The organism is Streptomyces sp. ID05-26A (assembly GCF_033794685.1).
In the GTDB taxonomy this organism is placed as follows: domain Bacteria; phylum Actinomycetota; class Actinomycetes; order Mycobacteriales; family Pseudonocardiaceae; genus Lentzea.
This window is the reverse complement of the sequence record NZ_JARAYZ010000001.1, coordinates 872,787-891,219: the sequence shown is the minus strand read 5'-3', so window position 1 is coordinate 891,219 and position 18,433 is coordinate 872,787. Positions and strand designations below refer to the sequence as shown.

Below are 18,433 nucleotides of genomic sequence, written 5' to 3'. Positions count from 1 at the left end.
GCTCCGGCTACCGCTTCCGGTCCTGCCAGCGCGGGTTCGGTGGTGCGGTGAATCGAGAGCAAGCCAGCCTTCCGGATGCCTGCCGAACTCTGGTGCCCGACTCCGCTCCACAGCTCCCGAGACCTTGGCGTCAGCCTCGCCTTCCAGGTCGTCCAGCCGACTCTGCCCAGCCGACTCTGCCCAGCCGACTCTGCCCAGCCGACTCTGCCCAGCCGACTCTGCCCAGCCGACTCTGCCCAGCCGACTCTGCCCGGCCGGTTCTGCCCAGCCGCCTCTGCCCAGCCGCCTGGAACTCACGTCCCCGGTCCCTGGCGCGCCGCTCTGCGTTCGCCGTGCTTCCCTGGCGCGCCGTACGGCGCGTTCCCCGACAGCCCGATCCGAGCCGCCACCCACCTCGATCGGCTCAACTCCCCGTTCCCCCACACGGGTTCATCAGGCAAAAGGCCACCGCAACCCGTCCGCTAGACCGATAACTGTTTCGATCCCGATGGCGAAGCTCACGACGCCGCCCACCGCTGGGAGTGGCATAGTCGCCCGCAAGTTACTCCTTGGTAGCCCACGCTTTACCCCGCAGGGAGGTCTGCAGTGGCGCGCGAAATCAACACCGTCGGAGTCGTCGGCTTCGGAACCATGGGCGCGGGCATCGTGGAGGTACTCGCGCGCACCGGGCTCGTGGTGAAGGTGGTGGAGGTCGACGCGGCCGGCGTCGAGCGCGGCCTCGGGCACCTCGAGCACTCGACGCAGCGGGCCGTGAAGCGCGAGAAGTTGACCGCGGACGAGAAGGTGGCGCTCGAAGAGCGGGTCACGACGAGTCTCGACATCGGGAGTCTCGCGGACTGCGATCTCGTCATCGAGGCCGTGCCGGAGAACGTCGGGCTGAAGACTCGGATCTTCAAGGAGCTCGACGGGGTCCTGAAGCCCGAGGCGATCATCGCGTCCAACACGTCGTCGCTGTCGATCACCGAGATCGGTGTCGTCACGAAGCGGCCCGGCAAGGTCGTGGGGTTGCACTTCTTCAACCCCACGCAGGTCCTCAAGCTGGTCGAGGTCGTGCGCACGGTCGTCACGGAGCCGGACGTGATCACGGACGTGGTCGCGTTCACGGAGCGGCTGGGCAAGTCGCCGGTCGTGATCGGGGACAGGGCCGGTTTCATCGCGAACGCCCTTCTCTTCCCGTACCTCAACCACGCCGTGAAGATGCTGGAGTCCAAGTACGCGACGCGTGAGGACCTCGACGCGGCCATGCGGTACGGGTGTGGTTACCCGATGGGGCCGTTGGCGTTGTTGGACCTCATCGGTCTCGACACCGCGTACGAGATCCTCGACACGATGTACCACCAGTCGCGCAACCGGTTGCACTCACCGGCTCCGTTGCTGAAGCAGATGATCACGGCCGGGCTGCTCGGCAGGAAGTCCGGGCGGGGTTTCTACACCTACGACGGGCCCGACTCGCCGGTCGTCGTCGAGGACGTGCACACACCGTCCGAAGTGGACAGCTCGGTGCAGACCCGGGAGGTTCAACGGGTCGGTGTCATCGGTACGGGCACGATGGCCACGGGCATCGTCGAGGTGTTCGCCAAGCGTGGGTACGACGTCGTGCTGCGGGCGCGTGGCCTCGACAAGGCCGAGAAGGCGATCGGCGCGGTGCGCAAGTCGCTGGAGCGCGCGGTCAGCAAGGGCAGGCTGTCGGAGCAGGACCGCGACGCGACGCTCGCCCGCATCTCGCCCGCCGTCGAGTTCGTGGAACTGGCGGACTGCGACCTGATCGTCGAGGCGGTGGCCGAGGAGATCGGGATCAAGAAGGAGGTCTTCGCGGCGCTCGACGAGGTGTGCAAGCCCGGCGCGGTGCTCGCGACGACCACGTCGTCGTTGCCGGTCATCGAGGTCGCGGCGGCCACCAGCCGGCCGGCGGACGTCGTGGGGCTGCACTTCTTCAACCCCGCGCAGGTCATGAAGCTGGTCGAGGTCGTCGAGACGATCTCCACGAGCGCCGACGTGGTCGCGACGGCCCGCAAGATCTGCCTCGACCTCGGCAAGCACCCGGTGCACTGCGGCGACGTGGCCGGCTTCATCGTCAACGCGCTGCTCTTCCCGTACCTGAACGACGCGGTGAAGATGCTGGAGGCGCACTACGCCGAGGCCGACGACATCGACAACGCCATGAAGGTCGGCTGCGGCCTGCCGATGGGACCGTTCGCGCTGCTCGACGTCGTGGGGCTGGACGTGTCGCTGGCGATCGAGCGGACGCTCTACAACGAGTTCCGCGAGCCCGGCTTCGCGCCGGCGCCGTTGCTGGAGCACCTGGTCACGGCCGGACGTCTCGGCCGCAAGACGGGCAAGGGGTTCCGCGACTACTCGTGAGCCGCTCACAGGGGCACCATGTCCCGTCTGGCATGGTGGTGGCCATGCGGCGACTGGTGCTCCTGTTGGCTGTCCTCGTGCTCGCGTCCGGCTGTGCGCGTGCGACCGTCGAGGGCAGCCCGGTCGCGCAGGCACCCCTCGACGCGTCCTCGCCGTTCGACCAGGAGGGGTCCACCGACCCGAGCACGGATCCCAGCACCGAGCCCAGCGAGTCGGAGGATCCGGAGACCGCGCCGATCGACGGCGAGATCACACCCCACTGCGCGAAGCTCAAGTGGACGGACCTGCCCTACCCCGGCGCCAAGGCCGAGACGCCGCCCACGCAGATCAACTACGACTCGACGTTCGAGGAGTCGTGCCGCTGGACGACGAAGATCGACGACGTCGAGGTCGGTGTCTCCCTGCGGTTCCGGGACAGCAGGCAGATCAAGATCGAGCGCACCACCGGCGAGTGGGACGTGAAGGGCCACAAGATCTCGTACCTCGACCGCACCGGCGAGCAGGAGGTCGAGCCGTCCTGCGTGCTGACCCTGCCCTACAGCGGTGGCGGGCTCGGGATCATCGTCATCGACTCGACCGGCAAGTTCGGCGGCGTCTGCGACCAGGGCCGCAAGGTCGCCGAGGTCATGATCGACCGCGAGGCGTCCTAACCGCAGCACCCTCCACCGCAGCACCCGCCGCCACCACCACCGGGCGCGGCCTGCTGCGTGCCGCCGATCCCGGCCATGGACAGCAGCTTCACCGTGTCGGGGTGGCCCTCGGGGCAGCTCGCCGGCGAGGACGACTCGCTCATCGGGCGCTGCACGTCGAAGGTGTCGTCGCAGGTTCGGCAACGGAACTCGTAGGTCGGCACGGGCTGATTCTACGAGCGGTTAACGTGTTGTCGTGCCACGTCGTAACAGCCCCAAGCCAGAAGACCCACGTCCCCTCGGTGGGGGTGTGGGCTGGGCGCGCACGGAGTCGGGCCCGGACGGCGACTGGCTGGTCCGCGCCATCTCGGGCGCGCAGGCGCAGAAGACCTACCGCTGCCCCGGCTGCGACCACGAGATCCGCCCCGGTGTCGCCCACGTCGTGGCGTGGCCGGCGGAGGACACGGGTTCGGTCGAGGAACGCCGCCACTGGCACCAGGCGTGCTGGGACTCGCGCGGCCGGCGTGGGCCGACCGCGCGCCGCTGGTAACGCCTAGATCCCGACCTGCTCGCGCCACCGCTCCAGCCGGAAGCGGAACTCGTCCGGCCTCTCGACGGGCGGCAGGTGGCCCGCGTCCTCGATGCGTTCGCTGGTGGAGTGCACCAACGTCACCGCGAGTTTCGCGGCCACGTCGGGCGGTGTGAGCTTGTCGTGCTCACCCACCAGCACGAGCGACGGGACGTTCACCGACTCCAGCACGTCCGTCGAGTCGGGCCGCTTCGCCATCGCGCGCTGCCACCACGCCACGTCCTCGGCCTGCTGGTCGAGGATCATGGTGCGCACCAGCGCCCGTGCCGTGTCCGAGGCGTCGGGGCCGAGGAGGTTCGGCAGCATCGCCTCCGCCAGCCACTCGCCGACGCCCTCGCGTTCGACGCGGTCCGCCATCGCGTGCCGGTTCGCGGCCGCTTCCGGCGCGTCCGCGGTGTGCTTGGTGTCGACGAAGACCAGGCCCTTGACTCGTTCCGGCGCACGCCTGAGCAACGCCATCGCCACGTAGCCGCCCATCGAGCAGCCGCCGAGCACGACGCTGTCCAGCTTCCGCTCGTCGAGCACACCGAGCACCGAGGCGGCGACGGTGTCGAGATCGGGCTCGCCGTGGCCGCGCAACGACGGCGTGAGCGCGCCCGGCACGTCCCACATCCGCGCGTCGAGCGGAAAGGCGTGCAGCAGCACCAGATCGTCCATCAGCTCTCCCACTCCGGCGCCAGCAACGACCAGACCTCGAGGTCCTGACGAACCCCGCGGAACAGGAAGTACGAGCGCAGCACCCCGTCCTTGCTCATGCCGAGCCGCCGTGCGACCGCGATGCTGGGCGCGTTCGCCGACGACACCAGCCACTCAACCCGATGCACGCCGCGCTCGCTGATCAGCCAGTCGATCAGGATCGTCGACGCCCGCGTGATCAGCCCCTTGCCGGTGGCGGCGGGCTCCAGCCAGACCCCGATCTCGGCACGGCCCTGCGGGATGTCCATCACGCGGATCAGCACGCCGCCGACCAGCTTGTCGTCCAGCCAGATCCCGAAGATCCGCCCGACGTCGGCGGCCGCCTTGTCCGCGTAGTCCTGCAGGAGATCGCGCGCGCTTTCCAGGTCCTTCGCCCTGTCGGCGAACCCGATGTGCTGCCCGATGAACTCCCGGCCGCGCTCCATGTGCGCGAAGAACTCCTCGGCCTGCCACGGGTCGAGCGGCCTGAGCTCGGCACCGTGCGTGCCCAGCGATTTCACGAACATCCTGTTCCCCCAAGATGGTGTGTTGTGATCACGCGAATCGTATTCGTGCGCCATGCGCAGTCCGTCCCGCCGCGCTTCGGCGTGCCCGACGACGACGGGCGGCCGTTGACCGCGGCCGGTCTGGCAGCGGCGGAGGCGTTGAGCGAGCGCCTTGTCGCGTACGCGCCCGCCGCGGTGCTGTCGAGCCCGCAGACGCGCGCCGTGCAGACCGTCGCACCTGCGGCACGTGAGCTGGGCCTGGAAGTCACGACGTGGCCCGAGCTGCGGGAGTGGGAGTCAGGCCTGCTGCCGAGCGCGGACTGGGAGGACCTCCACACCCGGAGCTGGGCACGTCCGGAATCCGCGCACGGGGCGGGGGAGAGCCTCGACGCGGTGACCGTGCGGGCGGGGAAAGCATTGGCGCGCATGGCGGTGGAGTACCCGGACGCGACCGTGCTCGTCGGGTCCCACGGGACGTTCCTGTCGCGTGCGCTGATCGCGGCAGGGCACCACGCGGACTGGAATTCCTGCCGCGCGATGCCGATGCCGGCGATCTACGAGGTCACTTCTTCGCTGCCTGCGGACGCGTGATCTGGGCCGTCGGACCGTCGAGCTGAGGCGACGGCGCGGGCTTGTTCGGAGCGGGCTTGTTCGGCGCGGCGGGAGCGGCCTGCTGCGCCGGAGCCTGCGGACTGGAGGGGGCCGGAGCCTTGACGGGCTGGGCAGGAGCGGGCGGCTGCGGGACAGCGGCCGGAGCCTTCACGGGCTGGGCCGGAGCGCTCTGCGCCGCCGGAGCAGGAGCCGGTGCCGGAGCAGCGGCCGGCTTCTCCTCCTCCACCGGGTCGAGCAGCGGCACGACCTCCTGCAACGCCGTCCGCACGTTGTGGAGCTGGTGCGACAGGCGGTTGCGGAGGTTGCGGAGCTGTTCGACGCGCTGGGTGGCGGCCGTGGTGCGGCGGTTGGCCTCCTCGGTGGCCTCGCGCACGCGGCGGTTCGACTCGTCGGTCGCTTCCTGGATGCGCGCGGTGGCCTCGGAGACCGAGTCGTGGCGGCGGCGGTTCGCCTCTTCGGTGGCCTCGCGGACCCGGCGTTCGGCCTCGGCCTTGGACCCCGCCTGCTCGGCGGCGATCGCGGCGCGGACGCGTGCGGCCTCCTCGGCGGCCTCACGCATGCGGCGGTCGGCCTCACCCTTGGAGGTGGCCTCCTGCGTCGCCAACGTTGCCATCGCCTCGGAGCGGCGGGCGGCCATCGCGATCTCGAAGTCCTCTTCGACGGTCACGCGGCGCTGCTCGGACTCGTCGGCGATCTTGCGTGCGGCGGACTCGGCCTCGGAGACGATCTTCTCGGCCTCGGTGCGCGCGGTCTCCAGGACGCCCTTGTGCTCGGCCTCCATGGCGGCGCGGCGCTCGTCCAGTTCGGCGATCAGCGTTTCGTAGCGCTGGCGCAGCACACCCGCGTCGGCTTCCGCCTTGGCGCGGATGTGCCCGCCCTCCGCTTCGGCACGGGCCTTGATCTCGTTGGCCTCGTCCTGGGCCAGCCGCAGCATGCGCTGGAGGCGCTCGGAGAGCCCCTCCAGCGTCGTCGGCGGCAGTGACAGGCGCTCCACCTGGTTGCGCATCTCGGAGATCTCCGAGCGTGCGGCTTCCAGCTGGCGCGCCAGGTCGGACGTCTGGGACACGGCGGCATCGCGGTCCGCGGCGAGCAGGCGCAGGTCCGAGTCGAGGCGTTCGAGATGATCCTCGACCTGGTTGCGGTCATACCCGCGCTTGACGATGTCGAAGCCGGATCCCAGAGGGACGAGGTCACGGTCGTCGGCGAGGCCCATGCCCCTCACGCTACCCGTTCGAGTGGCCCCGGAAGGTCACACACCCCGGAATCGATTGATACCTGTGAGGTGCTTCGCGCGCAGTTCGTGATCCAGCACACCAAGACCTTCTTCCGGCGCAAGGCAGAGCACGCCGACCTTGCCCTGGTGCGCGTTGCGGTGCACGTCGTGCGCGGCCTGGCCCGTTTCGTCCATTGAGTACACCTTGGACAGAGTCGGGTGGATCTTTCCCTTGGCGATCAAGCGGTTCGCCTCCCACGCCTCGCGGTAGTTCGCGAAGTGCGAGGAGAGGATGTGCTTGAGGTTCATCCAGAGGTAGCGGTTGTCGTACTGGTGCATGTACCCGGAGGTCGACGCGCACGTCACGATCTTGCCGCCCTTGCGCGCCACGAACACGGACGCGCCGAACGTCTCCCGGCCGGGGTGCTCGAACACGATGTCCGGGTCCTCGCCGCCGGTCAGCTCGCGGATCTTCGCGCCGAACCGCTTCCACTCGCGCGGGTCCTGCTCGTGCTCGTTCTTCCAGAACTTGTAGCCCTCGGCCGAACGATCGATGATCAGTTCGGCACCCATGGAACGGACGATCTCCGCCTTCTCCGGCGAGGAGACGACGCACACCGGCGTCGCGCCACCGTTCAACGCGAACTGCGTGGCGTACGAACCGAGGCCGCCCGACGCACCCCAGATCAGCACGGTGTCGCCCTGCTTCATGTTCGCGCCGTTGGTCGACACGAGCTGCCGGTACGCCGTGGAGTTCACGAGCCCGGGCGACGCGGCTTCCTCCCACGTGAGGTGCTTCGGCATCGGCATCAGCTGGTTCGACTTCACCAGCGCGAGGTCCGCGAGGCCACCGAAGTTCGTCTCGAAGCCCCAGATCCGCTGCTGGGGGTCGAGCATCGTGTCGTTGTGGCCGTCCGGCGCCTCCAGCGGCACGTCCAGGCAGTGCGCCACGACGCGGTCGCCCGGCTTCCACGCGGTGACGCCGGGCCCCGTGCGCACGACGACGCCGGCCAGGTCCGATCCCACGACGTGGTACGGCAGGTCGTGGCGGCCGCCCAGCTTGCGCAGGAAGCCGAACGTGGACACCGGCTCGAAGATCGAGGTCCACACGGTGTTGTAGTTGATCGCGGACGCCATGACGGCGACCAGGGCCTCGCCCGGACCGAGCTCCGGCGTGGCGACCTCGTCGACGTGCAGCGACTTGCGCGGGTCCTTGTCCCGCGTCTCGAGGCCCGAGAACATGTCGGCCTCGTCCGCGTGCACGGTCACGCCCCGATAGCTCTCCGGAACGTCCAACGAACCGATCGCGTCCAGCTCGTCGGCCAGGATCGCGTCAAGGATCTTCTGCACGGCGGCATTCCTTCCCTAGTGAGGGATAGTCGCAGGTTGCCGGAGGTTACTCACTAGTAACCGATTCAGAATCCCGCTTGTGAGGGATTCCACTCCGAAGTGTCGGACGCGCTAGTGCGCCGCAGGCTCGACCAGTTCGACGAGCACGCCACCGGCGTCCTTCGGGTGCACGAAGTTGACCCGGCTGTTCGACGTGCCGCGCCGCGCCGCGTCGTAGAGCAGCCGCAGGCCCTTCGCCCGCAACGCGTCCGCCGCGACGTCCACATCGGACACCCGGTAGGCGAGCTGCTGCAGGCCGGGGCCGGAGCGGCCGATGAACTTGGCGATGGTCGAGTCCTCGTTCAGCGGCGCCAGCAACTGGATCGCGGTGCCCCCGGAGTCGCCGGGCGCGTGCAGCATCGCCTCGCGCACGCCCTGCTCTTCGTTCACCTCTTCGTGCGCCACCTCGAGCCCGAAGTTGTCGCGGTAGAACGCGATGGCCGCGTCGAGATCGGGCACCGCGATGCCCACGTGGTCGATCGCGGTCACGAATCGAGTGATGTCTGCGTTCATGGTTGGCGAGGGTAGCCACGTGATCGGTGCAGGTGCTCCTGTGCGAGGTCTCACACGATTACCGCCCGGTAGCCCCAGGTATGGTGCCTAGTTAACGACCGTTCGCTCTTCCAATGGAGGCAGTTGTGTCCGGTTCCGTGATCGTCGCCGGGGCGCGCACCCCGATGGGCCGACTGCTGGGGTCGCTCAAGGACTTCTCGGGCGCCCAGCTGGGTGGCGTCGCGATCAAGGCGGCACTGGAGCGCGCGGGCGTCGCCCCCGAGCAGGTGCAGTACGTGATCATGGGTCAGGTGCTCACCGCCGGCGCGGGTCAGATCCCCGCCCGCCAGGCCGCGGTGGCCGCCGGCATCCCGATGAGCGTGCCCGCGCTGACCATCAACAAGGTGTGCCTGTCCGGCATCGACGCGATCGCGCTGGCCGACCAGCTGATCCGCGCCGGTGAGTTCGACGTCGTCGTGGCCGGTGGCCAGGAGTCGATGACGCAGGCGCCGCACCTGCTGCCGAAGTCGCGCGGCGGGTTCAAGTACGGCGACGTGACGATGGTCGACCACATGGCGCACGACGGCCTGTTCTGTGCGTTCGACCAGGTCGCGATGGGCGTCTCGACCGAGAAGTACAACGGCCGCTACGGCGTCACGCGCGAGGAGCAGGACGCGTTCTCCGCGCGCTCGCACCAGCTCGCCGCGAAGGCCGCCGGCAACGGCGTGTTCGACGCCGAGATCGCGCCGGTCTCCATCCCGCAGCGCAAGGGCGACCCGGTCCTGTTCGCCACGGACGAGGGCGTCCGCGCCGACACGACGGCCGACTCGCTCGGCAAGCTGCGCCCGGCGTTCGCCGCGGACGGCACCATCACCGCGGGCTCGGCGTCGCAGATCTCCGACGGCGCGGCGGCCGTGGTCGTGATGAGCAAGGCGAAGGCCGAGGAACTGGGCCTCGAGTGGATCGCGGAGATCGGCGCCCACGGCGTCGTCGCGGGCCCGGACGCCTCGCTGCACGAGCAGCCGTCCAACGCCATCAAGGCCGCCTGCGCCAAGGAGGGCATCGACCCCGCCGACCTCGACCTGATCGAGATCAACGAGGCGTTCGCGGCGGTCGGCATCGTCTCCTCACGTCAGCTCGGGATCTCCGAGGACAAGGTCAACGTCAACGGCGGCGCCATCGCGCTGGGCCACCCGATCGGCATGTCCGGCGCCCGCATCGCCCTGCACCTCGCTCTCGAGCTGCAGCGGCGTGGCGGCGGCGTGGGTGCCGCGGCGCTGTGCGGCGGTGGTGGTCAGGGCGACGCTCTGATCATCCGCGTGCCCGCCAAGGCCTAGTCTGCGCCCGTGGGCACAGCTGTTGACGTAGCAGGACTGGTCGACCGCGCGCGTGACGGCGAGCCGCGCGCGGTCGCCAGGCTGATCTCCCTGGTGGAACAGGCGAGCTCAGCTCTTCCGGAGGTGGCGGCGGCGCTCGCCCCGCACACCGGCAACGCCCAGGTCATCGGCCTGACCGGCGCTCCCGGCGTGGGGAAGTCGACCTCCACGAACGCCCTCGTGCGCGCGTTCCGCGAGGAGGGCAAACGGGTCGCGGTGATCGCCGTCGACCCGTCCAGCCCGTTCTCCGGCGGCGCGCTGCTGGGTGACCGGGTGCGCATGGGCGACCACGCCACCGACCCCGGCGTCTTCATCCGCTCGATGGCCACGCGCGGCCACCTCGGCGGTCTGTCCTGGGCCACCCCGCAGGCGTTGCGCGTGCTCGACGCCGCCGGGTTCGACGTGGTCCTCGTGGAGACGGTCGGCGTGGGTCAGTCCGAGGTCGAGATCGTCGCGCTGGCCGACACCACCGTCGTGCTGCTCGCACCGGGCATGGGCGACGGCATCCAGGCCGCGAAGGCGGGCATCCTGGAGATCGCGGACGTCTTCGTGGTCAACAAGGCCGACCGCGACGGCGCCGACCAGACCGCGCGCGACCTCAAGTACATGATCTCGCTGGGCCGCCGTGACCGCGACGGCCCGCTGTGGCGCCCACCCGTCGTGAAGACGGTGGCCGCGCGGATGGAAGGCCTCGACCGCGTCGTCGAGGCGATCACCGAACACCAGACCTGGATGGCCGAGCACGGCGAACTCCGGGAACGCCGCCTGCGCCGGGCGGGCGCCGAGATCGAGGCGATCGCCGTCGAACGCGTCCGCACCCGGTTCGGTCCGGTCGACCGGCTGGCCGAGCGCGTCGTCGGGGGTGAGCTCGACCCGTTCGCCGCCGCAGAGGTGTTGATCAGCGGTAATCTGCGGCCATGACCGCTTGGGGAGCGCCTCCGCCCGTCGTCGTCGACCTAGGCAAGAGCGACACCCGCAAAGTCCTCGTCGGGGGCTCGGTCGCCGGCGTCCTGGGCATCCTCGCCCTGGTCGGCGCCGTCACCGCGTTCGTGGACGGCGAGCCGGTGGGCGGCAGCATCGCGGCGGTCATCGGCATCGCCTTCACCGGCATCGGCGTGATGGCCGTGGTGAAGTGGAAGACGATCTCCCGCCCGCGCAGGCTGATCATCGAACAGCAGGGCATCCGCCTGGACGACCCGCAGGGCATGCCGTGGGCCGTGGCCTGGCAGGAGCTGGGCGCGATCTCGATCTCCCGGACCCGGGAACGCGCCGTCCAGCTCGCGGACGCCCTGGTGCGCCGCACTTTGGTCCGCGTGGACCTGTACCCGCGCGACCCGCACCAGTTCCGGCCCGCGCACCCGACGATGGAGCCCATGTGGGAGTTCCACCGGGTGCAGAACGGGTACCGGTTGCCGCTCGGTGACTCGGCCGGGTTCATCGCGCCGCTCGACCACGGATTGCGCACGTTCGCGCCGCAGATCTACCGAGGTGTCGTCGACGAGGGCTTCACGGTCGGCCTGCACTGAGCCGCCGCGTCTGCCAAACAAGACGCACCTCTACTCTCAGTAGTCCCAAAGTTCACTGTTTGCAGTGATGGTCTCCCCCTTGACTACGCAGGGGAGTTACCCTCAGTCGTTCGTGCGGTGTCACTTCTATCCCCCCAAGGGGTGAAGCCGTGGGCGGCAACGTGAGCACAGAGCAGCGCGTGCTGGACGTTGTGCTGTCCTTCGCCGAGGACGACACCCTCCCCGAACTCCTGCGCCACGTCGTCGAGTCGGCCTGCGATCTGATCGGCGCTCCCTACGGCGCGCTGGCCGTGATCAACGGCCACAAAGAGCTGACCGAGTTCACCGCCACCCACGACGGCCAGGTCCAGATCACGTCCGGTGACCCTCGCTCGATCGGCGTGGCCGACTTCCTCGGTGCCCCGATCAAGGTCCACGAGGAGACCTTCGGCAACCTCTTCCTCGCCGGGAAACCGGCGTTCACCGCCCAGGACCGCGACGTCCTCGCCGCACTGGCGACGGCCGCGGGCAGCGCCGTGGGCCACCTCGACCGCTACGAGCAGACGCGCAAGCGCGAGGTGTGGCTCAGGGCCGCCGCCGAGGTGACCACCGACCTCCTGCTGGGCACGAACGGCAGGGACGCGCTCTACCTCGTGGCGAGGACCGCCCGCCTCACGGCCAACGCCGAGTTCGCCGCGGTCGTCCTGCCCGACCACAACGGCGACCTCGTCATCGAGGTGACCGACGGCGGCAGGTACGACGCCGAGGGCATGCGGGTGCCGCGAGAAGGCACCGTCACCTACCGGGTCTTCGAGTCGGGCATGGGGGAGTGTCACGACGAGGGCAGGCTGGAGGCGGTGCCGGGGCCGTGCGCCGTCGTGCCGCTCACGGTGGGGGAACGGACGATCGGCGTCCTCATCGTCGCGCGGCCACCGGACGAACCCAGCTTCGACGACCCCGATCTGATCGAGGCGTTCGCCGCGCAGGCCGCGCTGGTGCTCGAGTTCACGCGGGCCAGGGGCGACACCGAGCGGCTCGCGGTGCTGGAGGACCGCGACCGCATCGCGCGGGATCTGCACGACCTGGTCATCCAGCGGCTGTTCGGGCTGGGTCTCGGCCTCCAGGGCCTGACCGGGATGAGCGGCAGGCCTCAGGTCGTCGAGCGGATCAGCGGGTTCGTGGAGGAGGTCGACCACACGATCCGCGAGATCCGCCGCACCATCTTCTCCCTGCAGGGACCGCCGTCCGGGGGCACGAGCCTGCGCGGGCAGTTGCTCAACGCGGTGCACGAGTCCGCACGGCTGCTGGGGTTCGAACCGGACGTGTCGCTCGAAGGGCCGTTGGACACCGTGGTGCCGGACCAGGTCCGGCCCGATCTCCTCGCGACCCTGCGAGAGGCGCTCACGAACGTCGTGCGGCACGCGAGAGCGAAGCACGTCGCTGTCTCCGTGAGCGTCGATCGCACCGTGACGAGTCTTGAGCTCATGGTCAAGGACGACGGCAGAGGCTTGCCGTTGGCTGACGATTCCGGTGAGGTGCCGCACCACGCCGGCGGACTCGCGAACATGGCGGCTCGGGCGCGGCGCCACCACGGCGACTGCGCGGTCGACTCGATCCCCGGCACGGGGGTGAGCATCACCTGGTTCGTTCCGCTGGTCCTGCAGGAGGCGAGATGGCGATAGCGGTGCTGTTGGTGGACGATCACGAGATCGTGCGACGCGGACTCGTGCAGTTGCTGGCGCAGGCGGAGGACATCAAGGTCGTCGGCCAGGCGGACAGCGCCACGGCCGCGGTCGCGCAGGCACCGCGGCTCAGGCCCGACGTGGCGATCATCGACGTGCGGTTGCCCGACGGCGACGGCGTCACGGTGTGCCGGGAGATCAGGAGCATCGTGCAGCCGCCACCCGCGTGCCTGATGCTCACGTCCTATTCGGACGACGAGGCGCTGTTCGGCGCGATCATGGCCGGTGCGTCCGGGTACATGCTGAAGGAGGTCTCCGGCATCGATCTCGTGGCTGCCGTCCGCACCCTCGCCTCGGGCGGATCGCTGCTGCACGCCGGCGTCACGGCCACCGTCCTGCAACGGCTTCGCGGCGGCCCGGAGGAAGATCCGCGCTACGCCGCGCTCAGCCCTCAGGAACGCCGCATCCTCGACCTCATCGCCGAGGGCATGACGAACCGGCAGATCGCCAACCGCCTGTTCCTGGCGGAGAAGACCGTGAAGAACTACGTGTCGTCGTTGCTGCACAAGCTCGGCTTCGACCGCCGCACCGAGGCGGGCGTCTACGCGGCCCGGCGCAGACGCACCCACCCCGGCACGTTCTAGGAACTCCTCCTGGCTAGGCGATCTTCGGAACCGGTTTCGCCGTCACCACGGGAACTTCCTTCTCCGCCAGGCGTTCCGTCTTCGCCCACGTGTTGCGCCCGGCGAAGTGCCGGTAGAGCGCGCGCAGCGTCGAGACCGAGCCCAGGATGAGGAAGAGCGGATAGGCCAGTCCGACGAGCAGGCACCTCCACAGCGGTTCGTCGCCGTGCTTGAGCCGGTGCACCACGCCCCAGATCAGGCCTGGCAGCACCAGTGCCACCAGCCAGATCCCGAACGCCAGAGCCACGTTCGAGCCGCTGGTGGTGAGTCCGGCGATCTCGTGCCCGGCGAACTGGGCGTAGAAGCCGAAACCCACCAGCGCGGTGATGAGCAACGTCATCGGCGCGACCAGCCACGGTGTGAGCAGGTACTGCAGGAACTCCAGCAGTGCGAAGGAACCCACGTGCTTGGCCCGGACGAGCTTCGGCACGTAGCCGAGGCACTGCAGGTTGCCCTGGCCCCAGCGGGTGCGCTGGCGCAGCAGCCGTTGCACGTCGACGAGGCCCTGCTGGGTGATCGTCGCGTGCGTGGCGTACCGGATCCGCTGCCCGGTCAGGTGCACGCGCAGGCCCAGTTCCAGGTCCTCGACCAGGCACGCCGACCACGGCGCCTCGCCCAGGTCCATCAACGTCCTGAGACGCACGAACTGGCCGTTGCCACCGAGTCCGACCGTGCCGAGGACGTCCCGCAACGACTGCGAGGCGTCGACCACGCAGCTGAACTCCAGGTCCTGCAGGAACGCCAGCAGGTTGGTGCGGTTGTGGATCCGCACGCGGCACTGCACGGCACCGACGCCGCGCTGGGCGAAGTACGCGGAGATCTCGGACAGCATGCCGGGCTCACCGCGGCCGTCACCGTCGATCACGCCGATGATCGTGCGGTGGACCGTGCCGGCCTCCTCGGCGATGCCGCGGATGTAGGCGAAGGCGTGGTTCAGCGCCTCGCCCTTGCCCTTGCGGGCTTCCGGCGGGGTGCGTCTCAGGACGTGCAGCCGGTGGTCGTCGATCTCGGCGAGCACGTGCGGAGTGCGGTCGTCAGAACCGTCGTCCACGACGACGACCTGAACCGGAGTGCGCGCATCGTCCAATGCGAGTGCGGAGCGCACTGTGTTGGCTACGACTCGTTCCTCGTTCAAGGCCGGAATGATGATCCAGTACTCCAGCGGATGCCGCGTGGGAACTTCCGGTCCGCCCGGTTTCGGGCGCCACCAGACGAACAGTGCGAGCACCAGGTTGTAACTGGGCCAAAACACGAGCAGAACGAGCATGAACGTCGCGAATTGTGTCGTGTCTGTCATGACACAAACCTGTCTACAAAAGCGTTTGCGGGGACAACAACAGCGAACCGGATGTGGAGTTGAGTCATTCTGGCTCCTGGTAACGAAGCGCTGGGCCGGTGCGAGATACCAGACAGCAGGGCCAGGAGCTGGTGTTCGTGGCGAGACTATGGCTAGCAGAGCAGAGCGTCAACCGGCCATATCGGGAACGAATAGACCTTCGTTACACACTTCGCAAAGCTGATCACCGATATGGCGGTACCCCCGCGAGACGGGTACCAATTGATTGTCAGCGGAGATCGACCCGCTGCGGTGTTGGCGCACGTTCGCCGCGCGTGCCTGGACTGTTCAAAGAGGTAGAAGATGGGACTAAGTGCCCTTGTGCCCGGCCCTCGGCAGTTCTGGAAGGGCGAGGTTCCCGAGGTTTTCCTGGTCGCGGGAACGCGTCCCGAAGCAGTGAAGATGGCACCCGTGGCCGCCGCGATGTTCGCGTGCGGCCGCATTCGGCCCGTGCTCGTGAACTCCGGTCAGCACCCGGAGATGGTCGACCAGGCGCTCGAGTCGTTCGGCTTCGTGGCCGACGTCAGGCTCAAGCTGAACCGCGTCACGGGCGGCCAGGCCGAGCTGACCAGCCAGCTGATCGAGGAACTCGACCGGCTCTTCACCGAACGCTCGCCGGGTGCCGTCCTCGTGCAGGGGGACACCACGACGACGCTCGCCGGCGCGCTCGCCGCGTTCTGGCGGCAGATCCCCGTCGTGCACCTGGAAGCCGGCCTGCGCTCGCACGACCTCACCTCGCCGTTCCCCGAGGAGGGGAACCGCAAGATGGTCGGCCAGCTCGCGTCGCTGCACCTCACGCCGACCGCTGACTCGGCCGCGCACCTCGCCGCGGAGTCGTTGCAGGGCAACAACGTCCTGACGATCGGCAACACCGTGGTGGACGCCGTGCTCGACGTGGCCGCCCGCCGCGCGCCGTACGGTGACGCCACGCTGCAGGAGATCGAGAACCGGGTCCACAGCGGACAGTCACGGCTCGTGCTCGTCACCGCGCACCGCCGCGAGTCGTGGGGTGAGCCGCTCGACCACGTGCTGCACGCCGTCGCGGACGTCGTGGCGGCCCGGCCCGACGTCGAGGTCGTGCTCCCCGCGCACCCGAACCCCGCTGTGCGCCGGCAGGTGCTGGACGTGCTCGGCGGCGCCGCCCGCGTCACGATCACCGACCCGCTGCCGTACGCGCAGATGGCCCGGCTGCTCGCGCAGTGCACGCTGGTGCTGTCCGACTCGGGCGGCATCCAGGAGGAGGCGCCGTCGTTCGGCGTTCCGGCGCTGGTGCTGCGCGACGTGACCGAGCGCATGGAGGCCGTCAACTCGGGCTGCGCCGTGCTCGTCGGCACCGACCGGGCGCGCATCACCGCGCTGACCCTCCAACTGCTCGACAACCCCGCCGCACGCGAGGCGATGACCGCCGACGGCAACCCGTTCGGCGACGGGCTCGCGTCCGTGCGCACCGAACAGGCACTGGCCTGGCTGCTGGGTCTGCAACAGCAGCGACCCGTTGAGTTCACTCCTTACGCGGGCAGCGCGACCGTGCGCGTGTCCGGAGAGGTTGATGTCGCATGAGAAGCCGACTCTTCAAGGCCGCGGCGGGAGTGGCGCTCGCGGTCGCGATGATTCCGGCGCCCGCCCAGGCGGCGCCCATCTCGCTGAACCTCGACCCGGTCGGCGAACTCGTCGAGAACGCGCTGCCGGCGCCGCCGAAACCGCAGACCAAGCCCGCGACGTCCAGCACTCGCATCGCCAAGCGCACCACGCAGCCCACCGCGGTGTCGTCCGTCGTGGGCACGCTGGCCAAGGCGGCAGCGGCGACGGGCACGAACGGCGGCGGCGCGCCCGGTGCCAAGTCGACGCAGAAGACGTTGGTGCTCTACGACAGCACCGGTGCGTGGAGCTGGCTCGGTGAGGCGTACGCGGTCCAGGCGGGCAACCTCGTCTCGCACGGCAGCCCGTACGTCATGCACCCCGTCGGGTCCTATGTGGCCGGTGAGATGTCCGGCTACACCGGCGTGATCTACATCGGCTCCACCTACGACGAGCCGATCCCGGTGGCGTTCCTCGACGACGTGCTGGCGGGCAGCAAGCCGGTGCTGTGGATGGCGAGCAACATCTGGCAGCTCACCGCCCGCGCGCCCAGCTTCGCCACCACGTACGGCTGGAACTGGGTCCAGTACGACTTCGGCTCCGCGAACACGGTCCGGTACGAGAACACCGACCTCGGCCGCAACCCGCTCGCGGCACCGTCCGGTCTGATGATCACCTCGATCACCAACCCGGCGATCGCGTCGGCACCGGCCGTCGCGACCGGGTCCGCCGCCGGTCCGATCAACTGGGCCACCAAGGCCAAGAACCTGACCTACATCGGCGAGATCCCGTTCAGCTACGTCGACCACGGCGACCGCTACCTGGCCGCGGCGGACCTGATCAGCAAGATCTCGAACCCGGCGATGGTCGACCGCAAGCGCGCGTTGGTGCGCATCGAGGACGTCGGCCCCGACGCGGACCCGAACGAGCTGCGCGCGATCGCGGACTACCTCAAGGCGCAGAACGTGCCGTTCACCATCGCGGTCTACCCGCGCTACGAGAACCCGCTGGGCGCCGACAACAACGGCGTGCCGGAGGCGGCGAACCTGGCGCAGAAGCCTCAGGTCGTGAGTGCGTTGCGGTACATGACCCAGCGCGGCGGCACGATCCTGATGCACGGCTACACGCACCAGTTCGGCAAGGCGGTCAACCCGTACGACGGCCGCAGCGGCAACGACTTCGAGTTCTACATGGCCCACGTCAACGAGAACGACAGCGTGATCTACGACGGACCGGTACCCGGTGACTCGGCCGCGTGGATGCAGGGCCGGATCAACTCGGCGACGACCGCGTTCGCGCTGGCCGGTTTCGCGAAGCCCGCCATCTTCGAGCCGCCGCACTACGCCGCGTCCGCAGTGGACTACCAGGTCATCCAGCAGAACTTCGGCAAGCGCTACGACCGCGGTCTGTACTTCGGCGGGTACTGCCCCGGCGGCGCGTGCGGCACGGGCACGCCGCAGTACGACAAGATCTACGGCCAGTACTTCCCGTACCTGGTCCGCGACATCTACGGCTCCGTCGTGGCGCCGGAGGCGGTGGGCAACGTCGAGCCCGAGCCGTTCAACAACCACCCCGCCCGCCTGCCGGCCGACCTGGTCAAGACGGCGAACCAGCTCAAGGTGGTCGATGATGGTGTCGCGAGCTTCTTCTACCACCCGTACCTCGGTACCGGGTACCTGCAGCAGACCGTCGCGGGGCTGAAGGGCGCGGGCTACCAGTTCGTGTCCGTCGGCACCCTCATGGCCGGCTGATCCCGAATGAGGCCGGGAGATCTCTGCGGGATCTCCCGGCCGACCAGGAGGTCGTT

18 protein-coding genes are annotated in these 18,433 nt (G+C 69.3%); 11 read left to right on the top strand and 7 right to left on the bottom strand.

The window, feature by feature from the left end:
* Window positions 1–585 precede the first annotated feature (585 nt).
* Both PV646_RS04355 and PV646_RS04350 read left to right on the top strand, forming a co-directional pair.
* The gene (locus PV646_RS04355; RefSeq protein WP_500340146.1) at window positions 586–2,361 is read left to right on the top strand and encodes a 3-hydroxyacyl-CoA dehydrogenase family protein; all 1,776 of its coding nucleotides are present in this window, start codon (window positions 586–588) and stop codon (window positions 2,359–2,361) included.
* Window positions 2,362–2,405: 44 nt separating this feature from the next.
* A complete protein-coding gene (locus PV646_RS04350; protein WP_500340145.1) occupies window positions 2,406–3,011 on the top strand; it encodes a DUF3558 family protein in 606 nt (201 codons plus the stop codon).
* Here the strand turns inward: PV646_RS04350 and PV646_RS04345 are convergent.
* Window positions 3,008–3,214, bottom strand: a complete 207-nt coding sequence (locus tag PV646_RS04345; protein ID WP_319987431.1) for an FmdB family zinc ribbon protein — start codon at window positions 3,212–3,214, stop codon at window positions 3,008–3,010. The two genes, PV646_RS04350 and PV646_RS04345, sit on opposite strands and share 4 nt — an antisense overlap.
* 32 nt (window positions 3,215–3,246) lie before the next feature.
* Between PV646_RS04345 and PV646_RS04340 the strand changes: the two genes are divergently transcribed.
* A complete protein-coding gene (locus PV646_RS04340; protein WP_500340144.1) occupies window positions 3,247–3,540 on the top strand; it encodes an Rv1322 family protein in 294 nt (97 codons plus the stop codon).
* Between the two features lie 3 nt (window positions 3,541–3,543).
* On the opposite strand, the gene PV646_RS04335 is transcribed toward PV646_RS04340, so the two are convergent.
* Together PV646_RS04335 and PV646_RS04330 are read right to left on the bottom strand one after the other, a co-directional pair.
* Window positions 3,544–4,236: an alpha/beta fold hydrolase gene (locus tag PV646_RS04335; RefSeq protein WP_500340143.1), complete on the bottom strand. Its 693-nt coding sequence runs from the start codon at window positions 4,234–4,236 to the stop codon at window positions 3,544–3,546.
* Window positions 4,236–4,781, bottom strand: a complete 546-nt coding sequence (locus PV646_RS04330) for a GNAT family N-acetyltransferase (RefSeq protein WP_500340142.1) — start codon at window positions 4,779–4,781, stop codon at window positions 4,236–4,238. The genes PV646_RS04335 and PV646_RS04330 overlap by 1 nt, the downstream gene beginning before the upstream one ends.
* Window positions 4,782–4,805: 24 nt before the next feature.
* On the opposite strand from PV646_RS04330, the gene PV646_RS04325 reads away from it, so the two are divergent.
* Window positions 4,806–5,351 carry a histidine phosphatase family protein gene (locus PV646_RS04325; protein WP_500340141.1) on the top strand — a complete coding sequence of 182 codons (546 nt, stop codon included), beginning with the start codon at window positions 4,806–4,808 and terminating at the stop codon, window positions 5,349–5,351.
* Here PV646_RS04325 and PV646_RS04320 read toward each other — a convergent pair.
* The 3 genes from PV646_RS04320 to mce all read right to left on the bottom strand — a co-directional run bounded on the left by PV646_RS04320 (window position 5,323) and on the right by mce (window position 8,487).
* On the bottom strand, window positions 5,323–6,585 hold the full coding sequence (locus PV646_RS04320; protein WP_500340140.1) for a chromosome segregation protein: 1,263 nt from the start codon (window positions 6,583–6,585) through the stop codon (window positions 5,323–5,325). The genes PV646_RS04325 and PV646_RS04320 overlap by 29 nt on opposite strands.
* A gap of 36 nt (window positions 6,586–6,621) precedes the next feature.
* Window positions 6,622–7,935: a crotonyl-CoA carboxylase/reductase gene (gene ccrA / locus PV646_RS04315; protein ID WP_189153991.1), complete on the bottom strand. Its 1,314-nt coding sequence runs from the start codon at window positions 7,933–7,935 to the stop codon at window positions 6,622–6,624.
* Window positions 7,936–8,046: 111 nt separating this feature from the next.
* The gene (gene mce, locus PV646_RS04310; protein WP_500340139.1) at window positions 8,047–8,487 is read right to left on the bottom strand and encodes a methylmalonyl-CoA epimerase; all 441 of its coding nucleotides are present in this window, start codon (window positions 8,485–8,487) and stop codon (window positions 8,047–8,049) included.
* Between the two features lie 137 nt (window positions 8,488–8,624).
* Between mce and PV646_RS04305 the strand changes: the two genes are divergently transcribed.
* The 5 genes from PV646_RS04305 (at window position 8,625) to PV646_RS04285 (ending at window position 13,673) form a co-directional block, all read left to right on the top strand.
* Entirely contained in the window at window positions 8,625–9,803 is a 1,179-nt protein-coding gene (locus PV646_RS04305) for an acetyl-CoA C-acetyltransferase (RefSeq protein ID WP_500342265.1), read from the top strand.
* Window positions 9,804–9,812: 9 nt separating this feature from the next.
* Window positions 9,813–10,763 carry a methylmalonyl Co-A mutase-associated GTPase MeaB gene (meaB, locus tag PV646_RS04300; RefSeq protein ID WP_500340138.1) on the top strand — a complete coding sequence of 317 codons (951 nt, stop codon included), beginning with the start codon at window positions 9,813–9,815 and terminating at the stop codon, window positions 10,761–10,763.
* Window positions 10,760–11,368, top strand: coding sequence for a hypothetical protein (locus tag PV646_RS04295; RefSeq protein WP_500340137.1), 609 nt, complete (start codon window positions 10,760–10,762; stop codon window positions 11,366–11,368). The genes meaB and PV646_RS04295 overlap by 4 nt, the downstream gene beginning before the upstream one ends.
* Window positions 11,369–11,517: 149 nt before the next feature.
* On the top strand, window positions 11,518–13,029 hold the full coding sequence (locus PV646_RS04290; protein ID WP_500340136.1) for a GAF domain-containing sensor histidine kinase: 1,512 nt from the start codon (window positions 11,518–11,520) through the stop codon (window positions 13,027–13,029).
* Window positions 13,020–13,673: a response regulator gene (locus PV646_RS04285; protein WP_500340135.1), complete on the top strand. Its 654-nt coding sequence runs from the start codon at window positions 13,020–13,022 to the stop codon at window positions 13,671–13,673. The genes PV646_RS04290 and PV646_RS04285 overlap by 10 nt, the downstream gene beginning before the upstream one ends.
* A 13-nt stretch (window positions 13,674–13,686) precedes the next feature.
* On the opposite strand, the gene PV646_RS04280 is transcribed toward PV646_RS04285, so the two are convergent.
* Entirely contained in the window at window positions 13,687–15,009 is a 1,323-nt protein-coding gene (locus PV646_RS04280; RefSeq protein ID WP_500340134.1) for a glycosyltransferase family 2 protein, read from the bottom strand.
* A 342-nt stretch (window positions 15,010–15,351) separates the two neighbouring features.
* Here PV646_RS04280 and wecB point away from each other — a divergent pair, with 342 nt between their 5' ends.
* Together wecB and PV646_RS04270 are read left to right on the top strand one after the other, a co-directional pair.
* The gene (gene wecB, locus PV646_RS04275; protein WP_500340133.1) at window positions 15,352–16,608 is read left to right on the top strand and encodes a non-hydrolyzing UDP-N-acetylglucosamine 2-epimerase; all 1,257 of its coding nucleotides are present in this window, start codon (window positions 15,352–15,354) and stop codon (window positions 16,606–16,608) included.
* Window positions 16,605–18,377 carry a DUF2334 domain-containing protein gene (locus tag PV646_RS04270; RefSeq protein WP_500340132.1) on the top strand — a complete coding sequence of 591 codons (1,773 nt, stop codon included), beginning with the start codon at window positions 16,605–16,607 and terminating at the stop codon, window positions 18,375–18,377. The genes wecB and PV646_RS04270 overlap by 4 nt, the downstream gene beginning before the upstream one ends.
* The last annotated feature ends 56 nt before the right edge of the window (window positions 18,378–18,433 follow it).